This is a genomic window from Mycolicibacterium houstonense, assembly GCF_900078665.2.
In the GTDB taxonomy this organism is placed as follows: domain Bacteria; phylum Actinomycetota; class Actinomycetes; order Mycobacteriales; family Mycobacteriaceae; genus Mycobacterium; species Mycobacterium houstonense.
The window spans coordinates 4544948-4564035 of sequence record NZ_LT546207.1; the positions used below are offsets into that span (position 1 = coordinate 4544948).

Below are 19088 nucleotides of genomic sequence, written 5' to 3' on the forward strand. Positions count from 1 at the left end.
CCGAATCGCGCTGGAGGGTGGGCCGGCAATTCGTGAGAACGGTAGCGTTGTTTGCCCTGCCGTCGGGAGAACCGCAGCGGAAGGTGCGGTGTCCATCGGCCGTTTAACTGATCAATGATGTGCGCAGTGAACGCTCCCCCAGGTCGTACCGTCGCGACGCTCATCAGGGCGAGTCGAGCTGCTCCGGATGCCGCTACGGTTCAAGTCCATGTGATCGTAGCGTTGCTCCGGTTGCGATGTGCGCGGTTTTTGCCCGCGCCGGTTCTGCCCTTCGACCTCGTCGCCCGGCAGGCGGCGTGCGTAGATCAGGGCGATCCGCAAAAGCGCCTGTACACCTTCGGATCTGGCGCTGTCCGGATGCGCCGACAGAATCGCGATGAGGTCTCCGATACGCCGACGTAGGTTCGTCGCTCGAACCGGGAAGTCAGGATCGGTGGCAAGCGGCAGTTCGATCAGCGACGCCGCGATTGAGTCCAGCGCCAGGGCGGCCGAATCGAGCGGGACGCCGTGCCGGATCGCCGGTGTGATCACGTCGGTCGTGTCCTCTTGAGCTGCATAGCCGAACCCCACGATCAGCCCGTCGGGCGCTCCCAGCCGAATCGTGATTCCCTCGGTGAGGGTGGCTTCGAACACCCGATGGCCATCGAGATAGATGCCGTTTCGACTGTCGTAGTCGAGGATCTTCCACTGCCGGCCGGGCTCGAGACGCGCATGCAGTCGCGAGATGGCCGGATGGCTGAGACGGATTCCGCTGGGAGGCGCATCACGACCGACGAGCACGTCACCATCTGTCGCACGGAGCAACACCCGCTTCCCGTTGATCGACACCACCAAGTCGGCCGCGCCCACAGCATCGCCCGGGTGCGGAAGCAACGGCACAGGGGTCTCCTCATGGGCGATCGAGCTGAAGCGGTGCAGCACTTTCGGGATTGAAATCGTAGCGTAACCGCTCCGAGCGGCGCGTAACGACAGAAGATCTTGGACACCTCCCAGCGCTAGTTCGCGGAGCACTCGTCGCGGTAAGACCACGTAAACCGCCCATTTTGCGGCCCGAGACACACAAGCGACCGCTGCTACGTTTTTAAGGCTTGCGCTACGGTTTGCGCTACGGTTATAGTCATTGCACCGCTACGGTTCAGCTTCTAGGAAAGGTTCGCCATGAAGGTCACCGCCACCGCCCGAACCCTCGGACCCCGGCTCACCCTGCGCCGCGCCGCCACAGAACAGCACCCCGCACCTGTCGTGCGCTTGGCCACCGCCAGCGTCCTGGCTGCCCTCGCCGTCGCCGGTACCGGCGGAACCGCCGCCGCCACGCCGACAGCGCCCCTGCCTGGCTTCTCCTGGTCGGGAACCGAAAGCAGCTCCCTCGTCGGCAACCTCGACGCGTTGCTCCTGAACGCCCGACAGGTTTCACGCATCGCCGGGACCAATGGTGATCTCCGCGAAAGTGAAGTCACTTCGAACCTGAGCACCCGGTACACGGTCACGCCGTCACGGTGCCTGTCGGCCTATGCACCCGGGCAGGCCGGCGCATATTCGGACGCCTCGCCCGTGCAGGCCGCGTTCAAGTCGGTGGCCAGCACTCGCGACAGTGAGACCGACCGCCTGACCGTTTGGGAGGGCGTTGTCCAGTTCGACACAAAACAAGACTCTTTGGCCTTCATGACCAGCACCGCGTCCGCATGGAGGTCCTGCGGCGGCCTCACCGTCACCGAAGCCGAGGGCGGCAGCTGGGATATGGGTCAGCCCAAGGTCAATGACGAACGTACCGTGGTCACCCTCGAGCAGGAATCCTCCGATCGTTCGACCTCCTGCGAACGCGCCATGGCTGCCTATCGCAACGTGTTCATCGACGTCATGTACTGCTCCCCAGACCACTCTGCCAGCGGTAAGGCCGCCGCAGTCGTGAACGGCATCGCCCAGCAGGCCGCAGCGCCCAGCTAACCACCAAGTTCACCACCCGGCGTGCCCTCGCGGTCGACCGCAAATCCCGCGAGGGCACGCAACAACCTTGACTGCGTCGGTATGCCGGGAGCCACCGCCCATGATTCGATACACGATGTGCACCGTGCAACAGCATCCGCAGCAACCGTCCGTGCTCGTTGCAGATCGCATCGGGCACCATCTGCCAGACCGCTCCGCCGGATGAAGGTAACGTCCCATGACGCAGAACAGTGACGGCGAGGAAACCCGGACCTACTCCACCGGACGCCTCCCGCACAGCGCCGGCGCCAAGTCGTACGGTCCACCGCCTTCCGCGCCGTGGACTCCCCCCACGGCTCCAGGATGGCACTCGCCACCACCGTCGACTTCGCCTGCGGGCGGCATTGGCCGCCGAACTGCCGCCGCCGTAGCCGTATTCGTCACCATCATCGGTGTTGGCGGCGCCGGACTGTGGTGGGTGAAGCAGTCAATGGCGTCCGACCGTCCCGATTCTCCCGATTCCGCGGCCGCGCCGGGTAGTGCGCCATCAGCGCCCCTCGGCCAAACGCCCACCGAAACTTCGGCTCCTGCCCCCAACACCGGCCCGCCCGTTAGTCGCACAGAACTGGCCGACCTTCTGCCCAGCGCAGAAACGCTTCAGGGACTTTTGATCACTGCGCCCCTGACGCGCACCGCCGATGCCGGAACCACCTACACCTCGGCGACCACGGACCGCCCCGACTGTGGCGGCGCGCCCAACGTCGCTCTTCCCAGCGCCTACGACAGATCGGGATACACCGCAATCCGGACACAGGAGTTTTTCACCCAGCCAGGCTCGAGCGGCCAAGAAAGCGTTACACAAGCGGTCGCTGCCTTTCCCGACGATCAACAGGCGAAAGACTTCGTGTCATTGGAGACCAGCCGCTGGAACAAGTGCAAATTCGAGCTGGTAACCGTTCGTAATGACGGAGAAGACACCTTTGTTCGCAGAATATTGAGTCCTCATTCACGAAACGGCGTACTGACGGTATCGACGCAATCGCAGGTGTATCAGGGGCTTGGCTGTCAACGAGGGCTGGGGGCTCGTCGCAACATCATCATCGACGTCCAGGTCTGCAGCCCCGGCGGAAGTGCCCAGGCAGCCGAGCTCGTCTCCACCATTGCCAACCGAATTCCCGCCAGCTAAGGCAGGCTGATTCCCTGATGAGCACGTATCACCCCGCCCCCGCAAGAACGTCATCGTCGATGTCCGGGTCTGCGTGGCCAAGGGCTCGATGACGCTTCGGCACGGCTTGGTCCAAGACATCGGCGAAAAGATCACCGGCGAACGCTGAGCGCACATCCAGTACAGCCGAACTCGTCCCCACCACAACCGAAACCCAACAGTTAAGGCAGGCTGATTCCCTGATGAGCACCTATGATCCCAACCGGGACGACGACATGACCCGAGATTGGCCCACGGATCGTCCGCTGCCTCCGCCGGTAGACGATGACGGCGGGGCCACCACCGTCGTTCCCCGCCATAATGCACCGCAGCCTCCGCCGCCCAGCCCGACACCCCCGCCGGCAGCACCACCACAGAGTCCCTATGGGGCGAGTGGCGCGCCCGCCTGGACGCCACCGCCGTCCATACCCCCGGCACCACCGGCACCGGGCGGCGGGTGGCAACCACCGCAACCGCCGCAACCCCCATACGGGCAATTTCCCGGCACCGGCTATCCGGCTGCACCGGTGCCACCCCCTCCGGGCAAAAAGCGGCCGTGGGGACTGATCGCGGCCGCCCTCCTGGCTGTTGTCGTCCTCGGCGTCGGAGCGGTCATGATGCTCGGCGGCAGCTTCGGATCCGACAAGGACTCCGAGAACAACGCCGACTCCAAAACCGACACCTCCGAAAGCAAGGCCCCCCAGGCCACCGACGGCGGGTCATCGAAACCGAGCCCATCAGAAGCGCCCGAGGGAGGGACGTCCGGGGATGTGGAACCCAGCGCCCTGCCCAGCCTGCTGGCTTCGGTAACCGATCTCAACGACAGGTTCAAGGCGGATCTGGTGCCGGCGGGTGCCGTGCAGAACTCACCCTTCACGGGCATGACGATCCAGCCCAGCAACTGCGCCGGTGCCCTTCAGCCAGGCATCGACTACGTCTACGACCGTGCCAACTACACCGGTTTTGCCGGTCAGATCCTGACCAGCAATGCGCCGAACGTCAAGGTCATGCAGGCAGTGATTTCCTTCAACACCGAAACCGAGGCCACCCGGTTCTTCAACGACCAATACACCGCCTGGAAGGGCTGCAACTACACCGAGGTCACCGCTTCCGGTGGCGGTCAAAGTGAGACGGCCAAGACAGGCGTGGCGGCAGAAGGCGACGGTACGGCGACATTCCTGATCTGGCCGGACACCGGGGACAGCCAACGAGGCTGCCAGCGAGGCATGACTCCACGAAAGAACGTCGTTGTCGACGTGCGCGTTTGCTCCCAGAACGTCGCCTCGTCGGGATTCACCCTCGCCAGAGACATCGGCGCCAAGATCACCGGCGAGCGCTGAGCGCTCACTCAACAAGCGGGGCGGACCATCGTGATGGTCTGCCCCGCTTTTTGATCCGATCAAATCCCCCGGGGCCAGGACCGTGCCGACCGTCTGTCAGGGAATCTGGTCGACCAGCTTCGGAACCAGGGTGGTGTCGAGAAACTGGGTGGCCAAGACTCCGCCCGGTTCAGCGAGCGCCGCAACAGTATCCGGGTCATCGACGATGACCATCGCGCCCCGGAATGCGTTGAGCTCGACCGGCAGACCCGCCGCGCCGCCACCTCCGGCTCCCTTGTCTGTGCGGACAACGACGAGCACGTCGGTATCGAGCCGATAGAGCAGGCTCAAGTTCCCGACCGGACGGGTCACCTTCGCTTCTTCCCCGGGTTCGCGCGCGAACTTGGGGCTATAGGTCAGTCCGAGGGATGAGAAGTAATCGGAGGCGTTGGAGGGCGAGAGGGTCTCACTCACACCTTCGTCGGTGATGTTCAGTACCCCAACGGTTTTACCCGCCACCCCGGAGTTCTGGTTTCGCAGATCGTTCTGCTGCGTGGCGACCTTGGACGTGAGTTGAGTAGCAGCGCCTTCCTTGCCCACGATCTTTGCGATCCACTGCAATTGGTTCTGCCAGTTCCATGGCCGGTCTTCGTCGGTAGGTCGAGTGATGGTCGGCGCGATGGCTTTCAGACTGTCGTAGGTGCCGGAATCGATATCTCCGGTGGCCAGGATCAGGTCGGGTTTGGCGGCTTTGACGGCTCCGGTGTCGATGAAATTCATCACCGGGGGATCACCGGTGATCTTGTCCCGGATCCACGACGGCAATGCGCCTTGTGACCATTGAACGGCGACCGGCTGCATCCCGAGCGCCAGCAGCGCATCCGCATCACCCGGCCCCAGTGCGGCCACGGCCCGCGGGCTGGCGGTGATCTCGGTGGTTCCGTGAGCATGGGTGACGGTCTGCGGCTGGTACGGCGCGTTGTTCGGATTGTTCAGATACAGCAACCCGAATCCGACGGCCAGGACGGCCACGATCGCCACTGCGGCCGCGGGGATGACGAGGCGGCGTTTGAGCGACTTCTTCTGTACGGGCACCGGGGCCACTGCCTGATGTGCTTGGGGAGCGGCGGTGAATTCCCGCGGCTGGTTCCCGACATTGGCATGGGGCCCGGAGTACACCCCACTCGGATATGTGATTGCCGGTTCGTATTGTGCGCGAGGGTTATTCGGATTCCAGGCCGGTGGTCGTCCCGCCGGCCGGGTCGGGGCGTCGGGCATCGGCGGCGGTGTCGGGGTGGCTCCCCATTCCTGCGTGACAGTGGACCGGGGCACCGCAGTGGTGTTGTCCGCCAACGCCTCTGAGGTGGCGTTCGCCAGCTCCCGGGCGCTCTGGTAGCGCGCCGCGGGGTCCTTGGCCATCGCCTTGGCGATCACGTCGTTCAGCCCTGCCGGAAGATTCGGGGCAAGGTCGGTCACTCTGGGCGGCGGCGCGGTCAGGTGGGCGGTCAAGATCGCCTCAACGCCCCCGCGACCGGCGAACGGGGTCTTGCCGGTCAGCATCCGATACAGGCTGCAACCCAATGAGTAGATGTCGGCTCGATGGTCAACTGTGGTGCCGCTCAGTGCTTCTGGGGAAGCGTAGGCGATCGAGGCCATCACAGTGCCGTCAGTGGTCAGATGGGTGGTGTCATCCTTGGCGCGCGCAATCCCGAAGTCAGCCAAGAAAACCCGCTCATCATCACCATCATGCTCGGCGGGGGTGATGAGGAAGTTCGCCGGCTTGACATCGCGGTGCAGGACACCGCGACGATGCGCGTAGTCGAGGGCCTTCGCCACTTCGGCGGTCACGTGGGCTGCCCGCTCGGGTGTCAGTGTGCCCTCGCGCAATTCGTGATCAGCATCCGTACCCGGGACGTACTGCATGGCGATCCACAATTGACCGTTGTCGGTCTTTCCCCGCGCATACACCGCGACGATGTTCGGATGGCTGAGCGTGGAAGCCACCGTGGCCTCCCTTTCGAATCGCGCGCGAAACTGCGCATCGTTCGAATACTCGGCACTCAGAACCTTCACCGCGTCGCTGCGAGGAAGGGTCGGGTTGGCTGCGCGATACACGATGCCCATGCCGCCCCGGCCCAGAACGCCTTCGATCGTGTAGCCGCCGACCTCGTCACCAGGCTTGAATTCCACCATAGTTGCCTTTTACTTTCCGACCAGCATCAGATACTGAGCTGAGAGTTGTTGGGCCGCATCGGTTTCTCGCGGGGCTACAACCGCCATGACCCACCGGTCGGCTGTCGCCACACAGCTGTACCTGCTCACAAATGCATTCTCATCGGATACGTGGAAGCATCTCGCGCTCGGCATTCCGGGAACGCTCGCTGCGGGTTTCCCCGTCGTCCCGAAGTCTTTGGCAATGGTGTCTGCCAAGCCGCGCGCGGCGGCGGCATCGCGCGTCTGGTAGACCTTGTTGACACCGGCCCAGGACACCGCATCGACTCCTGCGGTCTCCAATATCGGGCGCACCTCGGGTTGCATCAGATGCATGATGCCGTGCGGCCCGTAGATACCCATGACCGGCATGTATTCGGCGGTTTGCAGGGTGCGGGACCACAGGCCGGTGGGATCCGGGTTCATGGTGGCGAGCTCAGCCACCGGGGTCGGTTGAAACGAGTCGATTGCAGGCACCTGTAGGTCCAGGGCCTTCGCCACCAGGCTCGCGGCCCGGGCCGAGTCGGGTGACGTCACTTCGTCAATGAGCACATAAGGACCATGTGCCGCGAAGCTCGTGATGATGGTGCGGCCGTCCTTGAGAATCTGCTTCGTCGCCAACGCCTCGGGATGCCCTGGCACCGCAACCGGCTCCGGTGGTGAGGAGTCCGGCAGGGCCTTCAACTGTTGGTGCGTATCGTTGGCGACCGCAGACGCGTCTTGGTCGCTGGGAAAGCGCAACACCGTATGGCCCAGATCGGTGCGACGCTCATTGGGCCCGGGTTCAGCCCAGCCAGTGGAGAACCCATTGACAAACCCGCGTGCAGCAGCGATGTCTCCCAACGGTTCACGGACCATGTTGTTGAGGAACGACGGAAGAACCAGCGGGGTGGTCGACAGCGTCAAAGGTCTCGTCAACGCGGGGTCAACCTCCGAGCCCACCACTACATGTTCGGCCATGCGGTGAGCGTCGGCGATCTTGCCCGCGCGGTCTGACGGTGGCGTCGGGGGGAGCGGAGCGGTCGGGTAGTTGCCTGTCTGCAACAGCGCCGTGTTCACGGCGTCTGCAGCTACCGCAGGATCTTTGACCGCCACACCGTCGATCACGGTGCTGCATCCGGTCGCCCCGAGTGTCAGCGCCGCGACACCGCACAAGGCGCCGAGCAGCCGCTTGTTCATCACGCCGATCACTTCGCGGCCAGAATCAGATACTGTGCGGCAGCTTTCTGATGCACATCGTTCAATCGCGGTCCGGACACCACGAACACGTCTCGATCGAAAGCCCCTGTGCACACGTGGTTCTGGTCGCCGATGCGACTGCACGTCGCGCCTGGCAGGTTGGGCACCGCTTCGGCAGGCGTGGTTCCGGTCGCCGGACTGGTAGCGGTGTACTCGGTTGCCAGCGTCTTGGCTGCCGCGTTGTCGCGAGCCCGGTACACGATTCCGTCTGCCATGACGGCCACGTCCACCCCCGCATCCCGGAAAACCTTGCCCGCCGCAATCGGATCCGACTCGTAATGCAGCATTCCCCGTGGACCGAACGTGGCATTGTTCAGGAATGTCTCACCCTTCGGAGGGACCGGCAATGCGCGGGCCAGCAAGCCGCTGGGATCCCTGGGGAGATTCGCCAACTCCGCCGGCGGGGTCGGGGTGAACGAATCAATGGCCGGAATCTGCAGATCGAGGGTTTTGGCCACCAGCGATACCGCCTCTGCGATATCACCGCCGGTTTCGGCGGACTGCATCAGAACGAACGGACCGCGTGCGGTGAACGCGTTCACCCTCTGCAGGAGGCCTTCCTCGTTCGGGTACTTGGAGGTGGAAGCAACGGCGAAGGTGTCCCCGTGACCCGGAATCGGCATCACCGACGTGCTCTGCCGGAATTCGTACTTGCTGGCGAAATCGAGCAACGTCTGGGGCATCGCGTGCGCCGCGGCCTTCGCAGCCTCGGGATTCTCCATCTCCAGCACCGTGTTGGTCAGGAGCTTCTTGTTCTCGCCCTTGCGGATTGAGGTGAACCCGCTGATGTGCCCGGGGCGGCCGGCATCGGCAACCTCCTTGTCTGCCACCCGGTTCAGCGTCCCGAAGATGATCGGCGTTCCACCGAACGCCATGCCAAGTTGGCCGGGTGCGATCAGAGCCGGATCAACCTCCCATGGCCCCACCACGACTTCGGCGATCCGGTTCGCCTCGAGCACCGCGACGTGCTGGCGGTCGCCACCATTACCCATGGGCGGCAGGGGCTTGGTCGGGTAGTTGCCAGGGTCCAGCGCTGACACGTCGACCTCCCCGGACTTGGCCTCGGCCTGCTCAGCAGCCTTGGGCTGCGGCGCCGGCGCCTCCCTGGTGCAGCCCACTGCCGTCACGGCGATGGTGATGGCGACGAATGCCCCCGCAATTCTGATCATCCAGCTGTCCTACTCCCCGAATCCGATCCCAGCGCTGCAATGAATCGTTGCAGCTGAATCTCAACCCCACCACCGGGTTCAGCCCCGGCCTCTATCTGCCGTATGTCCTCGGCGCTCACACCGGCCATCGGCGCAGCCTCGTCGATGCTCAGTTCCGCGTTTCGCCGGGCGGCGAACAACCGCTGCCCCAAGGTGGCATAAGGAGACGCCGCCGCGGCCAACGTCAGCTCGCGGCGCAGCCTCCGGATCTCACCCAACTCGCGAACCATCTCAATCGAACTGCGGGACGCGTTGACGGCCAGTTGCTCGAGCCGAGCCAGGTCAGAGGTCACAGCGGCCACCCGCGCCGGATACTCGGGCTGCGCCGGGTCGGGCAGCGCTGCGATCTGACTGCGCGTGGCACTGAGCGCGATTCCGATGGTCTCGGTTACCAGCGTGACCTCGACCGTTGAGGTGATTTCTCCGTCACCGTCGTAGCGAAGAAGCTCTGTCGGACCGTCACTGTCGACGGTTCCGATCGGCGCGACCGGTGTGGCGCGGATCTCGGCCAAGGACGGGCGGGCCACGCCGGCTCGGATCTGCCTGCGCAGTTGCTCGATCGTTCCCTTGGGCCACTGCAGCGCCTTCTCCAGGGAGTCCTCGGTCTTTGCCCGCGGCTGGCTGCGGCCCTTCTCGATCCCGATGAGCGCCCCCGCGTTCACCACTCCTTCATCGGCCAGTGTGCGTTGGCTGATGCCGAGCTCTTTCCGGCGCCGGGCAATCTGCTCGCCGACGTGCACGTTGACCGGATCCCGGGTCGAGAACGACATCGGGATTCCGGCAACCGGGTGTCCCAGCATCACGTCGACCTCGGAGTCGGGCGGCACCGCGAACTCGCTCTCCACCCGGTCGTTGCCGAGAAACACCCCGTTGCGCCCGACAGCACGGGCGATCCACTGACCGTCCCTGACCGTCACGGTGATGTGCTCACGGGAGATGCGGTTGTCCGGAATCCGGATTTGCGCACTGAGGTTCTCCGCACGCCCCACAGTGATCGGCGCTCGCCCCGGCTGGAAGGTCTCGAGATGGTCGAGCCACTTGATGGTCAAGGCAGGAGCCAGGCCGACGTCGCCCACGAACGACTCCGCTGATGCCATTGCCGTATCTTAACCGTAGCGGCGCTACAGGTTTGCGTCGCTTCAGTTTTCCGTCGCACTTCAAACCAGCTTTCGTGGCCGACCGAAATTGGTGCACCACGACCGCTCGGCGAGCACGTAACGTAATCGCCAAACTGCCAAATCCCTTTTGACGTGAGGAACGCCGAGACGATGGTCGATCAAGACCCGGCGGGAGGGGACGTCTCGATCCCCTCCGCAGCCGATGCCGACAAGACGCAGTTGGTGAACCCAGACGGTGGAACGAACGCCGCGGGCGCGAACTCCGACGATGAGAACCGAACCAGGGTCGTCAACTCGGCACCGTCGGCATTCGACCAGGAAAAGACGCAGTTGGTGATCCCGAAGGCCCCGGTGCCGCCCCAGCCGGCCGCCGGGCATCCCGCGCCCAATGCGCAGCCGCCTTTCCCCGCCGGTCCGCCGCCGCAGCAGCCCGGCTTCGGAGCGACACCGCCCCCGCCACCGGGTTACGGCGCACCGCCGCCACCGCCCCAGAACTTCGGCACGCCGCCACCGCCACCCGCCGGTTACGGCACACCTCCACCTCCCCCGCCAGGTTTCGGCACGCCGCCACCGCCGCCGGCTGGTTTCGGCGCACCGCCTCAGCAGCCGGGCTTCGGCGCGCCCACACCGTCACCGTCGGGTTACGGCACGCCTGCGCCCCCGGGTTTCGGCGCGACACCACCTCAGTCCCCCGGTTACGGCACCCCGCCACCCCCGCCCGGATATGGGCCCGGTGCACCCACGCCAGGCGGGTACCCACCCAACCCGCCGGGACCGCAGAACCCGTACTCGGCCAACGGCGCTCAAAGCCCGATGGAAGCGGCCAATGCTCTGCTCTCCAAGAGCAATTCGTTCATCGCGCAATTGATGTCGCGGGGTATTCGCGGTGAGTTGCTCCGTCAACCGTGGTTCCAGAAGTGGCGCCAGACTCCGCAGCAGTCGGATCAGTTCATCTACCTGACGTACGCGGGCGGAATACTTCTCGCGATCATGTTCGGCCTGTTGGGCTCGATCGGGACGATTTTCGGGTTGGCCATCGGCATCGGGCTCTGCTACCTGTACTTCGCCCTGGGCACGAAAAAGGCCCATCAGTTCATCGCCTACGGAATCTGCGGCGTCGGCGTGGTGCTCTCACTCATCAGCATCTTGTTCACCGTCGCCGCTCTGGTCGATCTGAGTTCGATCCCATACTCCACCGGGAGCCTCATGCTCAGGCTTCTCTTCGGCCTCGGCATAACGGTGATCACCGCTGCGATTCTCGGCTATGTCGGCATCCAGGTGCATCGCGGCATCCAGCGGATGTCTTCTCCTCCCCGCTAGCCAGGGTCCACAGCTGGCCAGCCGCCATGAACAGCGAGAATGCCTTCCGGACTCCGGAAGGCATTTTTCGTTTCCCGGTTGCCACGTCCCGTTGGGCCGACCGGTTCCTGGTTGTTTGCTGTGAGCAACTCTCACGGGTCAACTACGTTCAACCTGTGTTGTAGTCGATACTTGAGAGCGGTCGCATTTCCCGTCGTCTCATTTCCGGAGGAGATTCAGTCGTGCCCGACCCCGACGACACCTTGCGCAGAGAGCTCGGCTGGACGGGGCCGGAGGAATCTCATTTCGAACCAGATACCCGCCCGACCCGGCGTAAGCCGCCGGAGCCGCCACCGTCGATTCCCGGGCGCCCCCCGGTGAATTTCGTCCCGTCCAAGCCTCCGGAAACCACCGATCCCAACGACTCCGGGCAGGTCGTTCCGACGGATCCCGACGCCGAACGAGCACGGAACACCTTCCGCGAGGCTCCTCCCGCGCCACCGGTCCCACCGCAGCAACAGCAGGCACCGCCGCCACCACCACCTCCACCGGCGCCACCAGCGCCGCCACAACCCGGCCCGCACCCGGAATCCCGTCCTGATGCGTGGGAACAACACCCGCCTGGTTGGCAGCTGCCGTCGCAGCGACCCCCTGGGCCCGGCGGCCCACCGCAGCATCCCTACGGACCGCCGGCCGGCCAACCCTGGCCGGCCGAAGGCGGCTTCGCACACGATCCCGCGGCGGTTGCCGCAGCCGATGCGCCACCACTGCCGACGAGTTCCTATGCCGACCGCATCCGGGTCAACGACCTGGTGCCGCCGAAGCGTCAGCCACCGGGCAGTGGCTGGCGACTGTTCGTGTATCGGGCCACGTTCGGGCTGATCAATCCCGGCCCCTCCCCTGACGACCTCCATCAGGCGGAGTTGGAGAAGAAGATCCGAGGCGTCCTGCGCGGCCATTACAAGGTCGGGGTGATGGGCAAGGGCGGTGTCGGCAAGACCACGGTGTCGGCCAGCGTCGGATCGATCTTCGCTCAACTGCGTCAGGACGACCGCGTGGTCGCCATCGACGCCGACACCTCGTTCGGCAAGCTCGGCAGCCGCGTCGACCCGCAGGCCCAGAGCTCCTACTGGGAGCTCGCCAACGACAAGCACCTCGACTCGTTCGCCGACGTGCGCAGCCGGGTCGGCAACAATGCCGCCGGACTGTTCGTCCTGGCCGGCGAAGGGACACCGGCCCGCCGTCGGGTGCTGGATGCGGCCATCTACCGCGAGGCCACCACCCGGCTGGACAAGCATTTCTCCATCTCGGTGGTGGACTGCAGCTCGACCATGGACTCGCCCGTGACCCAAGAGGTGTTGCGTGATCTCGACGGCCTGATCGTGGTGTCCTCACCGTGGGTCGACGGCGCCGCCACCGCCGGTCAGACGCTGGACTGGCTGGCCGCCCACGAGATGACCAGCCTGCTGCAGCGCACCGTGGTGGTTCTCAACGACTCCGACGGTCACGCCGACAAACGCACGCGCACCATCCTGGCCGGGCAGTTCTCAGGGCAGGGCCAGCGGGTCATCGAGGTGCCGTTCGACGGGCACCTGCGGCCGGGTGGCGTCGTCGACCCTCGCGAGATGTCAACGGCTACCCGGCGCCGCTTCCTGGAGATCGCCGCGGCGTTGGCGGAGCACTTCCCCACCCACGACGACCGGCGGGACCGCTAGCTACGCCGAGTCAGCGCATCGCGCCGATCAGCGCCTCCAGGGCCTGGACGGCGGGTGCGTCGATCGGATACTCCGCCTCGACGCGGGCCACGGTGTCTTCGGAGACCCCTGCAGCCGTTGCGGTTTCGCTGATGGAGAGGTTCGCCTGCCGACGTGCCGCATAAAGGCGCTGCCCGAGAGTGGCCCCGGGTGCGCCGGCAGCCCGGGCGGTCAGCCGGTCGATCTCGCGGCGCACCGCGCTCAGCGCCTTGATCAACGCCGGGGTGACCATACCGATCCGAGCGGCCCGTGACGCCACTGCTTCCAGACGCCGGAGGTCGCCGAGGACGGCCGTCACACTCGGGGTGAACTCGGGATCATTGACATCGGGCAGGGCCTCGATGGTCGTCTCGAGCGTCGTGACCGCGGTGAGCACCGCTTGAGCGATCAGGGGTACGTCGTCACCGGGTGGCGGCGCACTCACCGGCGGGGCGACGAGCGGCTCCCCGGTGACTGCGATCGGCCTTTGGACGGGCGCGGGCGCCGAAACCCCGGTATCTGGTACCGGACCGCCCTGGCGCAACCGGGCGATGGTGCCCGGTGGCCATCGCAGCACCTCTTCGAGTTTGAGCCGGGTGCGTTCGCGCGGCCAACTGCGGCCCTTCTCGAACGCGATGAGCGCGCCGGCATTGATGACCCCGTCTGCTGCGAGGCTGCGCTGGCTGATGTCCAGTTCACGCCGTCGTGCCGCCGCCGCAGCGCCGGCGCGAATGAGTCCGACATCGAACTCGCCGGTGGCGAGATCGTACTCAGCGTCGGTCATACGGGGCTGTTTCCTCGCCGATGTGCTCAGCCTCAGCGGAGTGCCTGAAGCGGTTGTCGGTGTCCGGTCAAGCTTACCTCAGACCGCAGCGGCGCTACGCCTTAGGTTCTTTTCAGTCCTAGCAAACAACTTCCACCGCTACGACTTTTCGTGCGCGAAACTGCAGTCATGCTACGGGTACGCAGCGATACCGAAGCGGCTCTGACGTGCGGAATTACCGCCACAACCCCTTTTACAGGTGGTTCCGCACCGGTAGCGCGCAGCCAGTCCGTAGCGCCGATTCGTAGCGATTTCGAAGTAACTGTTGCATCGCTACGGTTGTTGGTATAGCGTTCTCCTCAACGCGGTACCCACCGCAACAGAAGCCCTAACAGGAGCAGCAGCATGAACGCACTCATGGCCAATGGCATCCCGCTCGGCGTGTGCACCAGCGACCCGGAGCGGTGGACCTCCACCCCCGACGATCAGGCCAAGGTGATCTGCCGGGAATGCCCCCGGCGCTGGCTGTGCGCCAGGGAGGCCTGCGAACTGCCCCGGGCCGAAGGGCTCTGGGCCGGCATCATGGTTCCGGAAGGGGGCCGCGGCCGCACCTTCGCGCTCAAGCAGCTGCGATCGCTCGCCGAGCGCAACGGATACCCGGTGCGCAAGCTCGGCCTGGTCTTTCCCGAAGCCGCCTGACCCTCCCGCGTAACTCAGACTTTCCGACGGCCCTTGCGCTGCCGATTCGAGGGGACGGCAGGGCAAGGGCAAGGTTCCACCGGGGGAGGAATAGGGGCCCGGGGTGTGTCGTTACACCCTCCGACGGTGCCGGGCATTGCCCCGGGCCCCACACCAGAACCGTCGCCTCGAGCGACCACTCGCCGAGAGGCGCAGTGACGGCACCGTCCCCCACTTTTCCCGGATCGCTACTGCTCCAGCGTGGCTACCACCGCATCGAGCAGGGCGTCCACCTCGTCTTCGTTGTAGCCGCGCTGAAACAGCGGCGGCTTCGGAAACGCGATGTTGCGGACGTCGTCCGCACTCAGATGCCCGCGCCCGTCGAGGCGCCGGGCAACCAACGCCAGAAAATCGTCCACCGACTTCTTGTCGTAACCCCGCTTGCCCAACGGTGGCTTCGAAAGCTCCGTGCTGCGAACATCTTCGGCAGTCAATCCCCCGCTCATGCCGGTCATGCTAACCGCGCGAGATCTCAACCGAACGCGATTACCGTGAGGTCATGAGCAACACCGATACGGCGCCTGCCGAGGTCACCTGCGCCAGCTCGGAGTTCACCGGCGTGCTGCACCCGCGCGAGGTGCCACTGGGCGGGCCGCGGGCAATCCTGGTCAGGCGCACCCTGCCGCAACGAGACCGCTCCATGATCGGGGCCTGGTGCTTCGCCGACCACTACGGTCCGCACGATGTCAGGACCGGCCGTGGAATGGATGTGCCGCCCCATCCCCATACCGGATTACAAACGGTCAGTTGGCTTTTCGAAGGGCTGATCGAGCATCGCGACAGCGCCGGTGTGCACGCCATGGTCCGGCCCGGCGAGCTCAACCTGATGACGGCCGGTGCCGGCATCTGCCACTCCGAGGTCTCCGTCGACCCGACGACGATCCTGCACGGGGTGCAACTGTGGGTGGCACTACCCGACTCCGACCGCAACACCGATCGCGACTTCGCTCACTTCGCTCCGCCGCCGGTAGCCGCCGACGGCGCCACGATCCGGGTGTTCCTCGGCGAGCTGGCCGAATCCCGATCGCCGGTGCATACTTTCACGCCGCTGCTGGGCGCCCAGATCGATCTTGACCCGGGTGCGACCCTGACGCTGGACGTCGATCCGGCCTTCGAACACGGGGTCCTGCTCGACCAGGGCACGATCGCGGTGTGCGGGACGACGCTGGCCATCGCGGACCTGGCCTACCAGGCGCCTGGCCGTACCGAGTTGGAGCTGGCCAACCGCGACGACAGCCCGGCCCGCGCGATCCTGCTCGGGGGGCCGCCGTTCACCGAGGAACTGGTGATGTGGTGGAACTTCGTCGGTCGCAGCCACGACGACATCGCCACCTACCGCGAACAGTGGCAGGCGAATGACCCGCGGTTCGGCGACGTCCGCGGTTACGGCGGCCGGATTGCGCGGCTGCCCGCGCCGCCGCTGCCCAACGGCAGGCTCAAGCCGCGGCCNACGGCTGAGCGGTGAACGATCCCAACAGGGCAAATGCCAGTAGCCGCGCGGCGAAATCCGGGTGGACCGCGGCCGGCTCCGAACCGGCGAGTGCCTGATCCCACAGCGGTGTATACGAACTCTGATGGGTGTGCAGATACCGCTGGTGCAGCCAGTCACGCGGCTCGATGTGCCGCACCGCCGCACAGGCGACGGCCGTGCTGTCGCCGTTGTCGTCGATCACCTTGCCGGCGAGCTGGCTCAGAGCGACGGAATCGGCGGCACCGAGCAGGGTGCGCAGGGCCGCCGTTCCTGGCAGCGGGTCGGCGCCGACGGCCAGCAACAAGTCCGCCGGATTCCACACCGCCGCCGCGGCGGCAGCCTCGAAGTGTTCGGGCTGTGTGGTACGTAGCCACCACAGCTGTGCCCCTGGATCGCCCGGTAGGAGCGCTCCGCGTCGACGTGACCGCAGCCCACGCAACGCGGCACGGATCCACACCGGATCCCACGGCTGGGCAGCGGCGAGTTCCGCGGGTTCGGGCACCACAGCGGCCTCGGCCAGCCAGTCCAGCACGTCGTCGCCGATCGTGCTGCCCTCGGCGTCGCCATCACGCAGCAGCAGCGCCCCCAGCGACAGCCGGTCGTCGGCTNGATCCCAGCTGCGCCGGCGGCTCGGCACCACTCGAACCGCGATGCGGTTGTTCATCATCTGGTCGACGAAGGGGCGCATCTCCTCGGTGTACGGGCCGGTGTAGCGCTCCCACACGCTGATCCCCACGCGCAGAATGGTTTCCGGATCGTCGACGATCTCGGCGGTGCCGTCGATCGACACCCCACGCAAGGTGTCGTAGGTGTGCCCGTCCTCGATCATCACCGTGATCGTGGGGTCGCGGCGCAGGTTCACCGCCTTCTGCGACTTGGCCTTGGTCTCGAACCAGATCTCGCCGTCGAGCACCGCGTACCACATGGCGACCAGATGGGGTCGGCCGTCGGACAGCACGGTGGCCATCGTCGCGGTGCGGCTGCGTTCGACGAATTCGGCGATCTCGTCGTCGCTCATGACGATCTTCGTGCGCTCGTTCTTGCCCACCTGTCACCTCTCTGCTTGGTCAGCCCACCATAGCCAGGCACCGAGAGCCGGCCACCGCCCGCTACAGCACGCCGAACTGTGTGGTCACCCAGCGCACCGGATCGACACACCGGAACGGGGCAATACCCCTGGCGTGCAGGCGGTTTCCATTGGGCGGATGCCCGAGCGCCGATACCGCGAAATACCGGCTGGCCAGCCGGGGGCCCACGGCGGGGTTCTCCACGGCCGCCACGATCGCGCCGCCGTGCAGACGGACCAGCAGGCTGCGTACCTCCTGGTCGAGCAGCTGGGAGTCCACGTCGTCGTACTGCTTGCCGTCGGAGGTGTCGCGCAGGAAGGCCGCTCCCCCGTTGGACATGACCAGGGCCCACTCCGAACCCTGCACATCCCGCAGGGCACGCAGCACGTCGAACTTGGACAGGATCACCGCCAACTTGGGCTGGCCCGGGTTGACCGCCGACAGCAGGTTGCCCAGCACCGAGCGGGGTTCTCCGCCGCTGAACGGCTGCGGCGGCAGCAGGTCCTGCAGCTGGTCGCGAATGGCCTTGACCCGCAACGGATCGAACATGAAGAACACCGCGTCGGCATGGGCGAAGAACTGAAACGGCGGGGCACGCAGATCACCGTTCTCCAGGTCCTCGCCCGCGACATCGCGCAGCACCAGGAATCGCCGCACGCCGTGCCAGACACCGATCGAGTAGACCAATGGCTCACGTTGATTCGGGGCCTGGGTGTGCACAGTCGGAGTCGGTGGCAGCAGGCCACGCTGCACGTACAGCGGGCCCTCGTAGTTGGTCGCGTAGTTCTGCGCGGTGGCGCGGGTGACCGGTTCGAGCACCACGCCGAACCGCTCACACAACAACTCGAGCTGCTTGATCAGCACCGCGATGTAGAGGCTCTTGCCCGTGGCCCGCGCACCGGCCAGGGCGATACAGATGGCATGCCCTTCCCGGAAGCCGTCGGGAAGGATGAAGTGGCAGACCGGGCAGATCTCGACCGCGGGTCCCTGCAGCGCCCGGCTGGCCTCGGAGGTCGGCGGCGGCGGGCCGTGATAGCCGGGAGTGCGCGTCCAGGTGTACAGCGGTCCGCAGTCGGCGGGCGCACCCAGATATGCCGACGCGACATCGTCGCGGTATCGGGTGCCGCCGGCCTGCGCCGGCAGCGTCCACAGATGATTGGTCGGGCTCAGCGCGGTGAAGCAGCGTGGGCATTTGCTCATGTCAGCCCCGGCTCCCCCTCAGTCGTTCCGCCAGTGACGGGTGCTCGCCCCGTCGCGTCTGCAGCCCGCTCACCATTCTCCGGTATCCGCGCATCGTCCCCTCGGAGGAGTCACCCGACAACTGCGCCATCAACACCACCACGGATTCCGCGTCGGCGCCCGTCATGGTGGGCGCCACCTGCCCGGCCAGCTGACTCCCGAGCTGATCCATCGGGTCGACGGCCCGGCCGGCCGCCTCGGCCGCTGCGGTGCGCAACAGGCTGACCGCCACCACCGTGGCGGGCGGCAGCTGCGCGCCGTCGACGAGTGGCAGCACCCGGGCGACCGCCTCTGCCCCGCAATCCGTTTCGGCGGCCAGCAGGTTGCAGGCCTGCGGGTACGGCTGAGCGGTGAACGATCCCAACAGGGCAAATGCCAGTAGCCGCGCGGCGAAATCCGGGTGGACCGCGGCCGGCTCCGAACCGGCGAGTGCCTGATCCCACAGCGGTGTATACGAACTCTGATGGGTGTGCAGATACCGCTGGTGCAGCCAGTCACGCGGCTCGATGTGCCGCACCGCCGCACAGGCGACGGCCGTGCTGTCGCCGTTGTCGTC

Annotated in this window: 16 protein-coding genes and 1 pseudogene; 7 read left to right on the plus strand and 10 right to left on the minus strand. The window is 65.9% G+C overall.

The window, feature by feature from the left end; translation table 11 throughout:
• Positions 1-111: 111 nt before the first annotated feature.
• Positions 112-921: an FHA domain-containing protein gene (locus BN4332_RS22770; RefSeq protein WP_066901783.1), complete on the minus strand. Its 810-nt coding sequence runs from the start codon at positions 919-921 to the stop codon at positions 112-114.
• Positions 922-1158: 237 nt separating this feature from the next.
• On the opposite strand from BN4332_RS22770, the gene BN4332_RS22775 reads away from it, so the two are divergent.
• The 3 genes from BN4332_RS22775 (at position 1159) to BN4332_RS33030 (ending at position 4467) form a co-directional block, all read left to right on the plus strand.
• On the plus strand, positions 1159-1944 hold the full coding sequence (locus BN4332_RS22775; protein WP_066901784.1) for a sensor domain-containing protein: 786 nt from the start codon (positions 1159-1161) through the stop codon (positions 1942-1944).
• Between the two features lie 217 nt (positions 1945-2161).
• The gene (locus tag BN4332_RS22780) at positions 2162-3109 is read left to right on the plus strand and encodes a sensor domain-containing protein (protein WP_084459380.1); all 948 of its coding nucleotides are present in this window, start codon (positions 2162-2164) and stop codon (positions 3107-3109) included.
• A 632-nt stretch (positions 3110-3741) separates the two neighbouring features.
• Entirely contained in the window at positions 3742-4467 is a 726-nt protein-coding gene (locus tag BN4332_RS33030) for a sensor domain-containing protein (protein WP_066901785.1), read from the plus strand.
• A 96-nt stretch (positions 4468-4563) separates the two neighbouring features.
• Here BN4332_RS33030 and BN4332_RS22790 read toward each other — a convergent pair whose 3' ends face one another.
• The 4 genes from BN4332_RS22790 to BN4332_RS22805 are packed head-to-tail and all read right to left on the minus strand — an operon-like array spanning position 4564 to position 10201.
• Positions 4564-6636, minus strand: a complete 2073-nt coding sequence (locus BN4332_RS22790; RefSeq protein ID WP_235654174.1) for a serine/threonine-protein kinase — start codon at positions 6634-6636, stop codon at positions 4564-4566.
• 12 nt (positions 6637-6648) lie between these two features.
• Positions 6649-7848 carry a DUF7373 family lipoprotein gene (locus BN4332_RS22795; protein WP_066901787.1) on the minus strand — a complete coding sequence of 400 codons (1200 nt, stop codon included), beginning with the start codon at positions 7846-7848 and terminating at the stop codon, positions 6649-6651.
• Positions 7845-9065, minus strand: coding sequence for a DUF7373 family lipoprotein (locus BN4332_RS22800; RefSeq protein ID WP_066901788.1), 1221 nt, complete (start codon positions 9063-9065; stop codon positions 7845-7847). The genes BN4332_RS22795 and BN4332_RS22800 overlap by 4 nt, the downstream gene beginning before the upstream one ends.
• A complete protein-coding gene (locus BN4332_RS22805; RefSeq protein WP_084459381.1) occupies positions 9062-10201 on the minus strand; it encodes a helix-turn-helix domain-containing protein in 1140 nt (379 codons plus the stop codon). Before BN4332_RS22805 ends, BN4332_RS22800 begins: the two co-directional genes overlap by 4 nt.
• A gap of 171 nt (positions 10202-10372) precedes the next feature.
• On the opposite strand from BN4332_RS22805, the gene BN4332_RS33330 reads away from it, so the two are divergent.
• Together BN4332_RS33330 and BN4332_RS22820 are read left to right on the plus strand one after the other, a co-directional pair.
• Positions 10373-11542 carry a hypothetical protein gene (locus BN4332_RS33330; protein ID WP_160110913.1) on the plus strand — a complete coding sequence of 390 codons (1170 nt, stop codon included), beginning with the start codon at positions 10373-10375 and terminating at the stop codon, positions 11540-11542.
• Between the two features lie 221 nt (positions 11543-11763).
• Complete coding sequence (locus BN4332_RS22820; RefSeq protein ID WP_066901792.1) at positions 11764-13236, plus strand: MinD/ParA family ATP-binding protein; 1473 nt, start codon at positions 11764-11766, stop codon at positions 13234-13236.
• A gap of 10 nt (positions 13237-13246) precedes the next feature.
• Here BN4332_RS22820 and BN4332_RS22825 read toward each other — a convergent pair whose 3' ends face one another.
• The gene (locus BN4332_RS22825) at positions 13247-14038 is read right to left on the minus strand and encodes a helix-turn-helix domain-containing protein (protein ID WP_066901793.1); all 792 of its coding nucleotides are present in this window, start codon (positions 14036-14038) and stop codon (positions 13247-13249) included.
• Between the two features lie 384 nt (positions 14039-14422).
• Here BN4332_RS22825 and BN4332_RS22830 point away from each other — a divergent pair, with 384 nt between their 5' ends.
• Positions 14423-14716 carry a WhiB family transcriptional regulator gene (locus tag BN4332_RS22830; RefSeq protein WP_036443741.1) on the plus strand — a complete coding sequence of 98 codons (294 nt, stop codon included), beginning with the start codon at positions 14423-14425 and terminating at the stop codon, positions 14714-14716.
• 227 nt (positions 14717-14943) lie between these two features.
• Here the strand turns inward: BN4332_RS22830 and BN4332_RS22835 are convergent, their stop codons facing one another.
• Positions 14944-15210 (minus strand): DivIVA domain-containing protein, encoded by a 267-nt coding sequence (locus BN4332_RS22835; RefSeq protein WP_084459382.1) that lies wholly within the window; start codon positions 15208-15210, stop codon positions 14944-14946.
• Positions 15211-15254: 44 nt separating this feature from the next.
• On the opposite strand from BN4332_RS22835, the gene BN4332_RS22840 reads away from it, so the two are divergent.
• A complete protein-coding gene (locus BN4332_RS22840; RefSeq protein ID WP_066901794.1) occupies positions 15255-16220 on the plus strand; it encodes a pirin family protein in 966 nt (321 codons plus the stop codon).
• On the opposite strand, the gene BN4332_RS35755 is transcribed toward BN4332_RS22840, so the two are convergent.
• The 3 genes and pseudogenes from BN4332_RS35755 to BN4332_RS34590 all read right to left on the minus strand — a co-directional run.
• Positions 16192-17274: a pyridoxamine 5'-phosphate oxidase family protein gene (locus BN4332_RS35755; RefSeq protein ID WP_494337819.1), complete on the minus strand. Its 1083-nt coding sequence runs from the start codon at positions 17272-17274 to the stop codon at positions 16192-16194. The two genes, BN4332_RS22840 and BN4332_RS35755, sit on opposite strands and share 29 nt — an antisense overlap.
• Before the next feature lie 61 nt (positions 17275-17335).
• Positions 17336-18493 carry a hypothetical protein gene (locus tag BN4332_RS22855; protein ID WP_066901795.1) on the minus strand — a complete coding sequence of 386 codons (1158 nt, stop codon included), beginning with the start codon at positions 18491-18493 and terminating at the stop codon, positions 17336-17338.
• A gap of 1 nt (position 18494) precedes the next feature.
• A pseudogene (locus tag BN4332_RS34590) lies at positions 18495-19088 on the minus strand (GAP1-N2 domain-containing protein); the annotation flags it as partial.

Excerpts from the sequence above, each read along its gene's own strand:
- BN4332_RS33330 (WP_160110913.1), top strand. The coding sequence starts at position 10,373 with ATGGTCGATCAAGACCCGGCGGGAGGGGACGTCTCGATCCCCTCCGCA.
- BN4332_RS22825 (WP_066901793.1), bottom strand. The coding sequence starts at position 14,038 with ATGACCGACGCTGAGTACGATCTCGCCACCGGCGAGTTCGATGTCGGA.
- BN4332_RS33030 (WP_066901785.1), top strand. The coding sequence starts at position 3,742 with ATGATGCTCGGCGGCAGCTTCGGATCCGACAAGGACTCCGAGAACAAC.
- BN4332_RS22775 (WP_066901784.1), top strand. The coding sequence starts at position 1,159 with ATGAAGGTCACCGCCACCGCCCGAACCCTCGGACCCCGGCTCACCCTG.
- BN4332_RS22780 (WP_084459380.1), top strand. The coding sequence starts at position 2,162 with ATGACGCAGAACAGTGACGGCGAGGAAACCCGGACCTACTCCACCGGA.
- BN4332_RS22835 (WP_084459382.1), bottom strand. The coding sequence starts at position 15,210 with ATGACCGGCATGAGCGGGGGATTGACTGCCGAAGATGTTCGCAGCACG.
- BN4332_RS22805 (WP_084459381.1), bottom strand. The coding sequence starts at position 10,201 with ATGGCATCAGCGGAGTCGTTCGTGGGCGACGTCGGCCTGGCTCCTGCC.
- BN4332_RS22830 (WP_036443741.1), top strand. The coding sequence starts at position 14,423 with ATGAACGCACTCATGGCCAATGGCATCCCGCTCGGCGTGTGCACCAGC.
- BN4332_RS22855 (WP_066901795.1), bottom strand. The coding sequence starts at position 18,493 with ATGAGCAAATGCCCACGCTGCTTCACCGCGCTGAGCCCGACCAATCAT.
- BN4332_RS22800 (WP_066901788.1), bottom strand. The coding sequence starts at position 9,065 with ATGATCAGAATTGCGGGGGCATTCGTCGCCATCACCATCGCCGTGACG.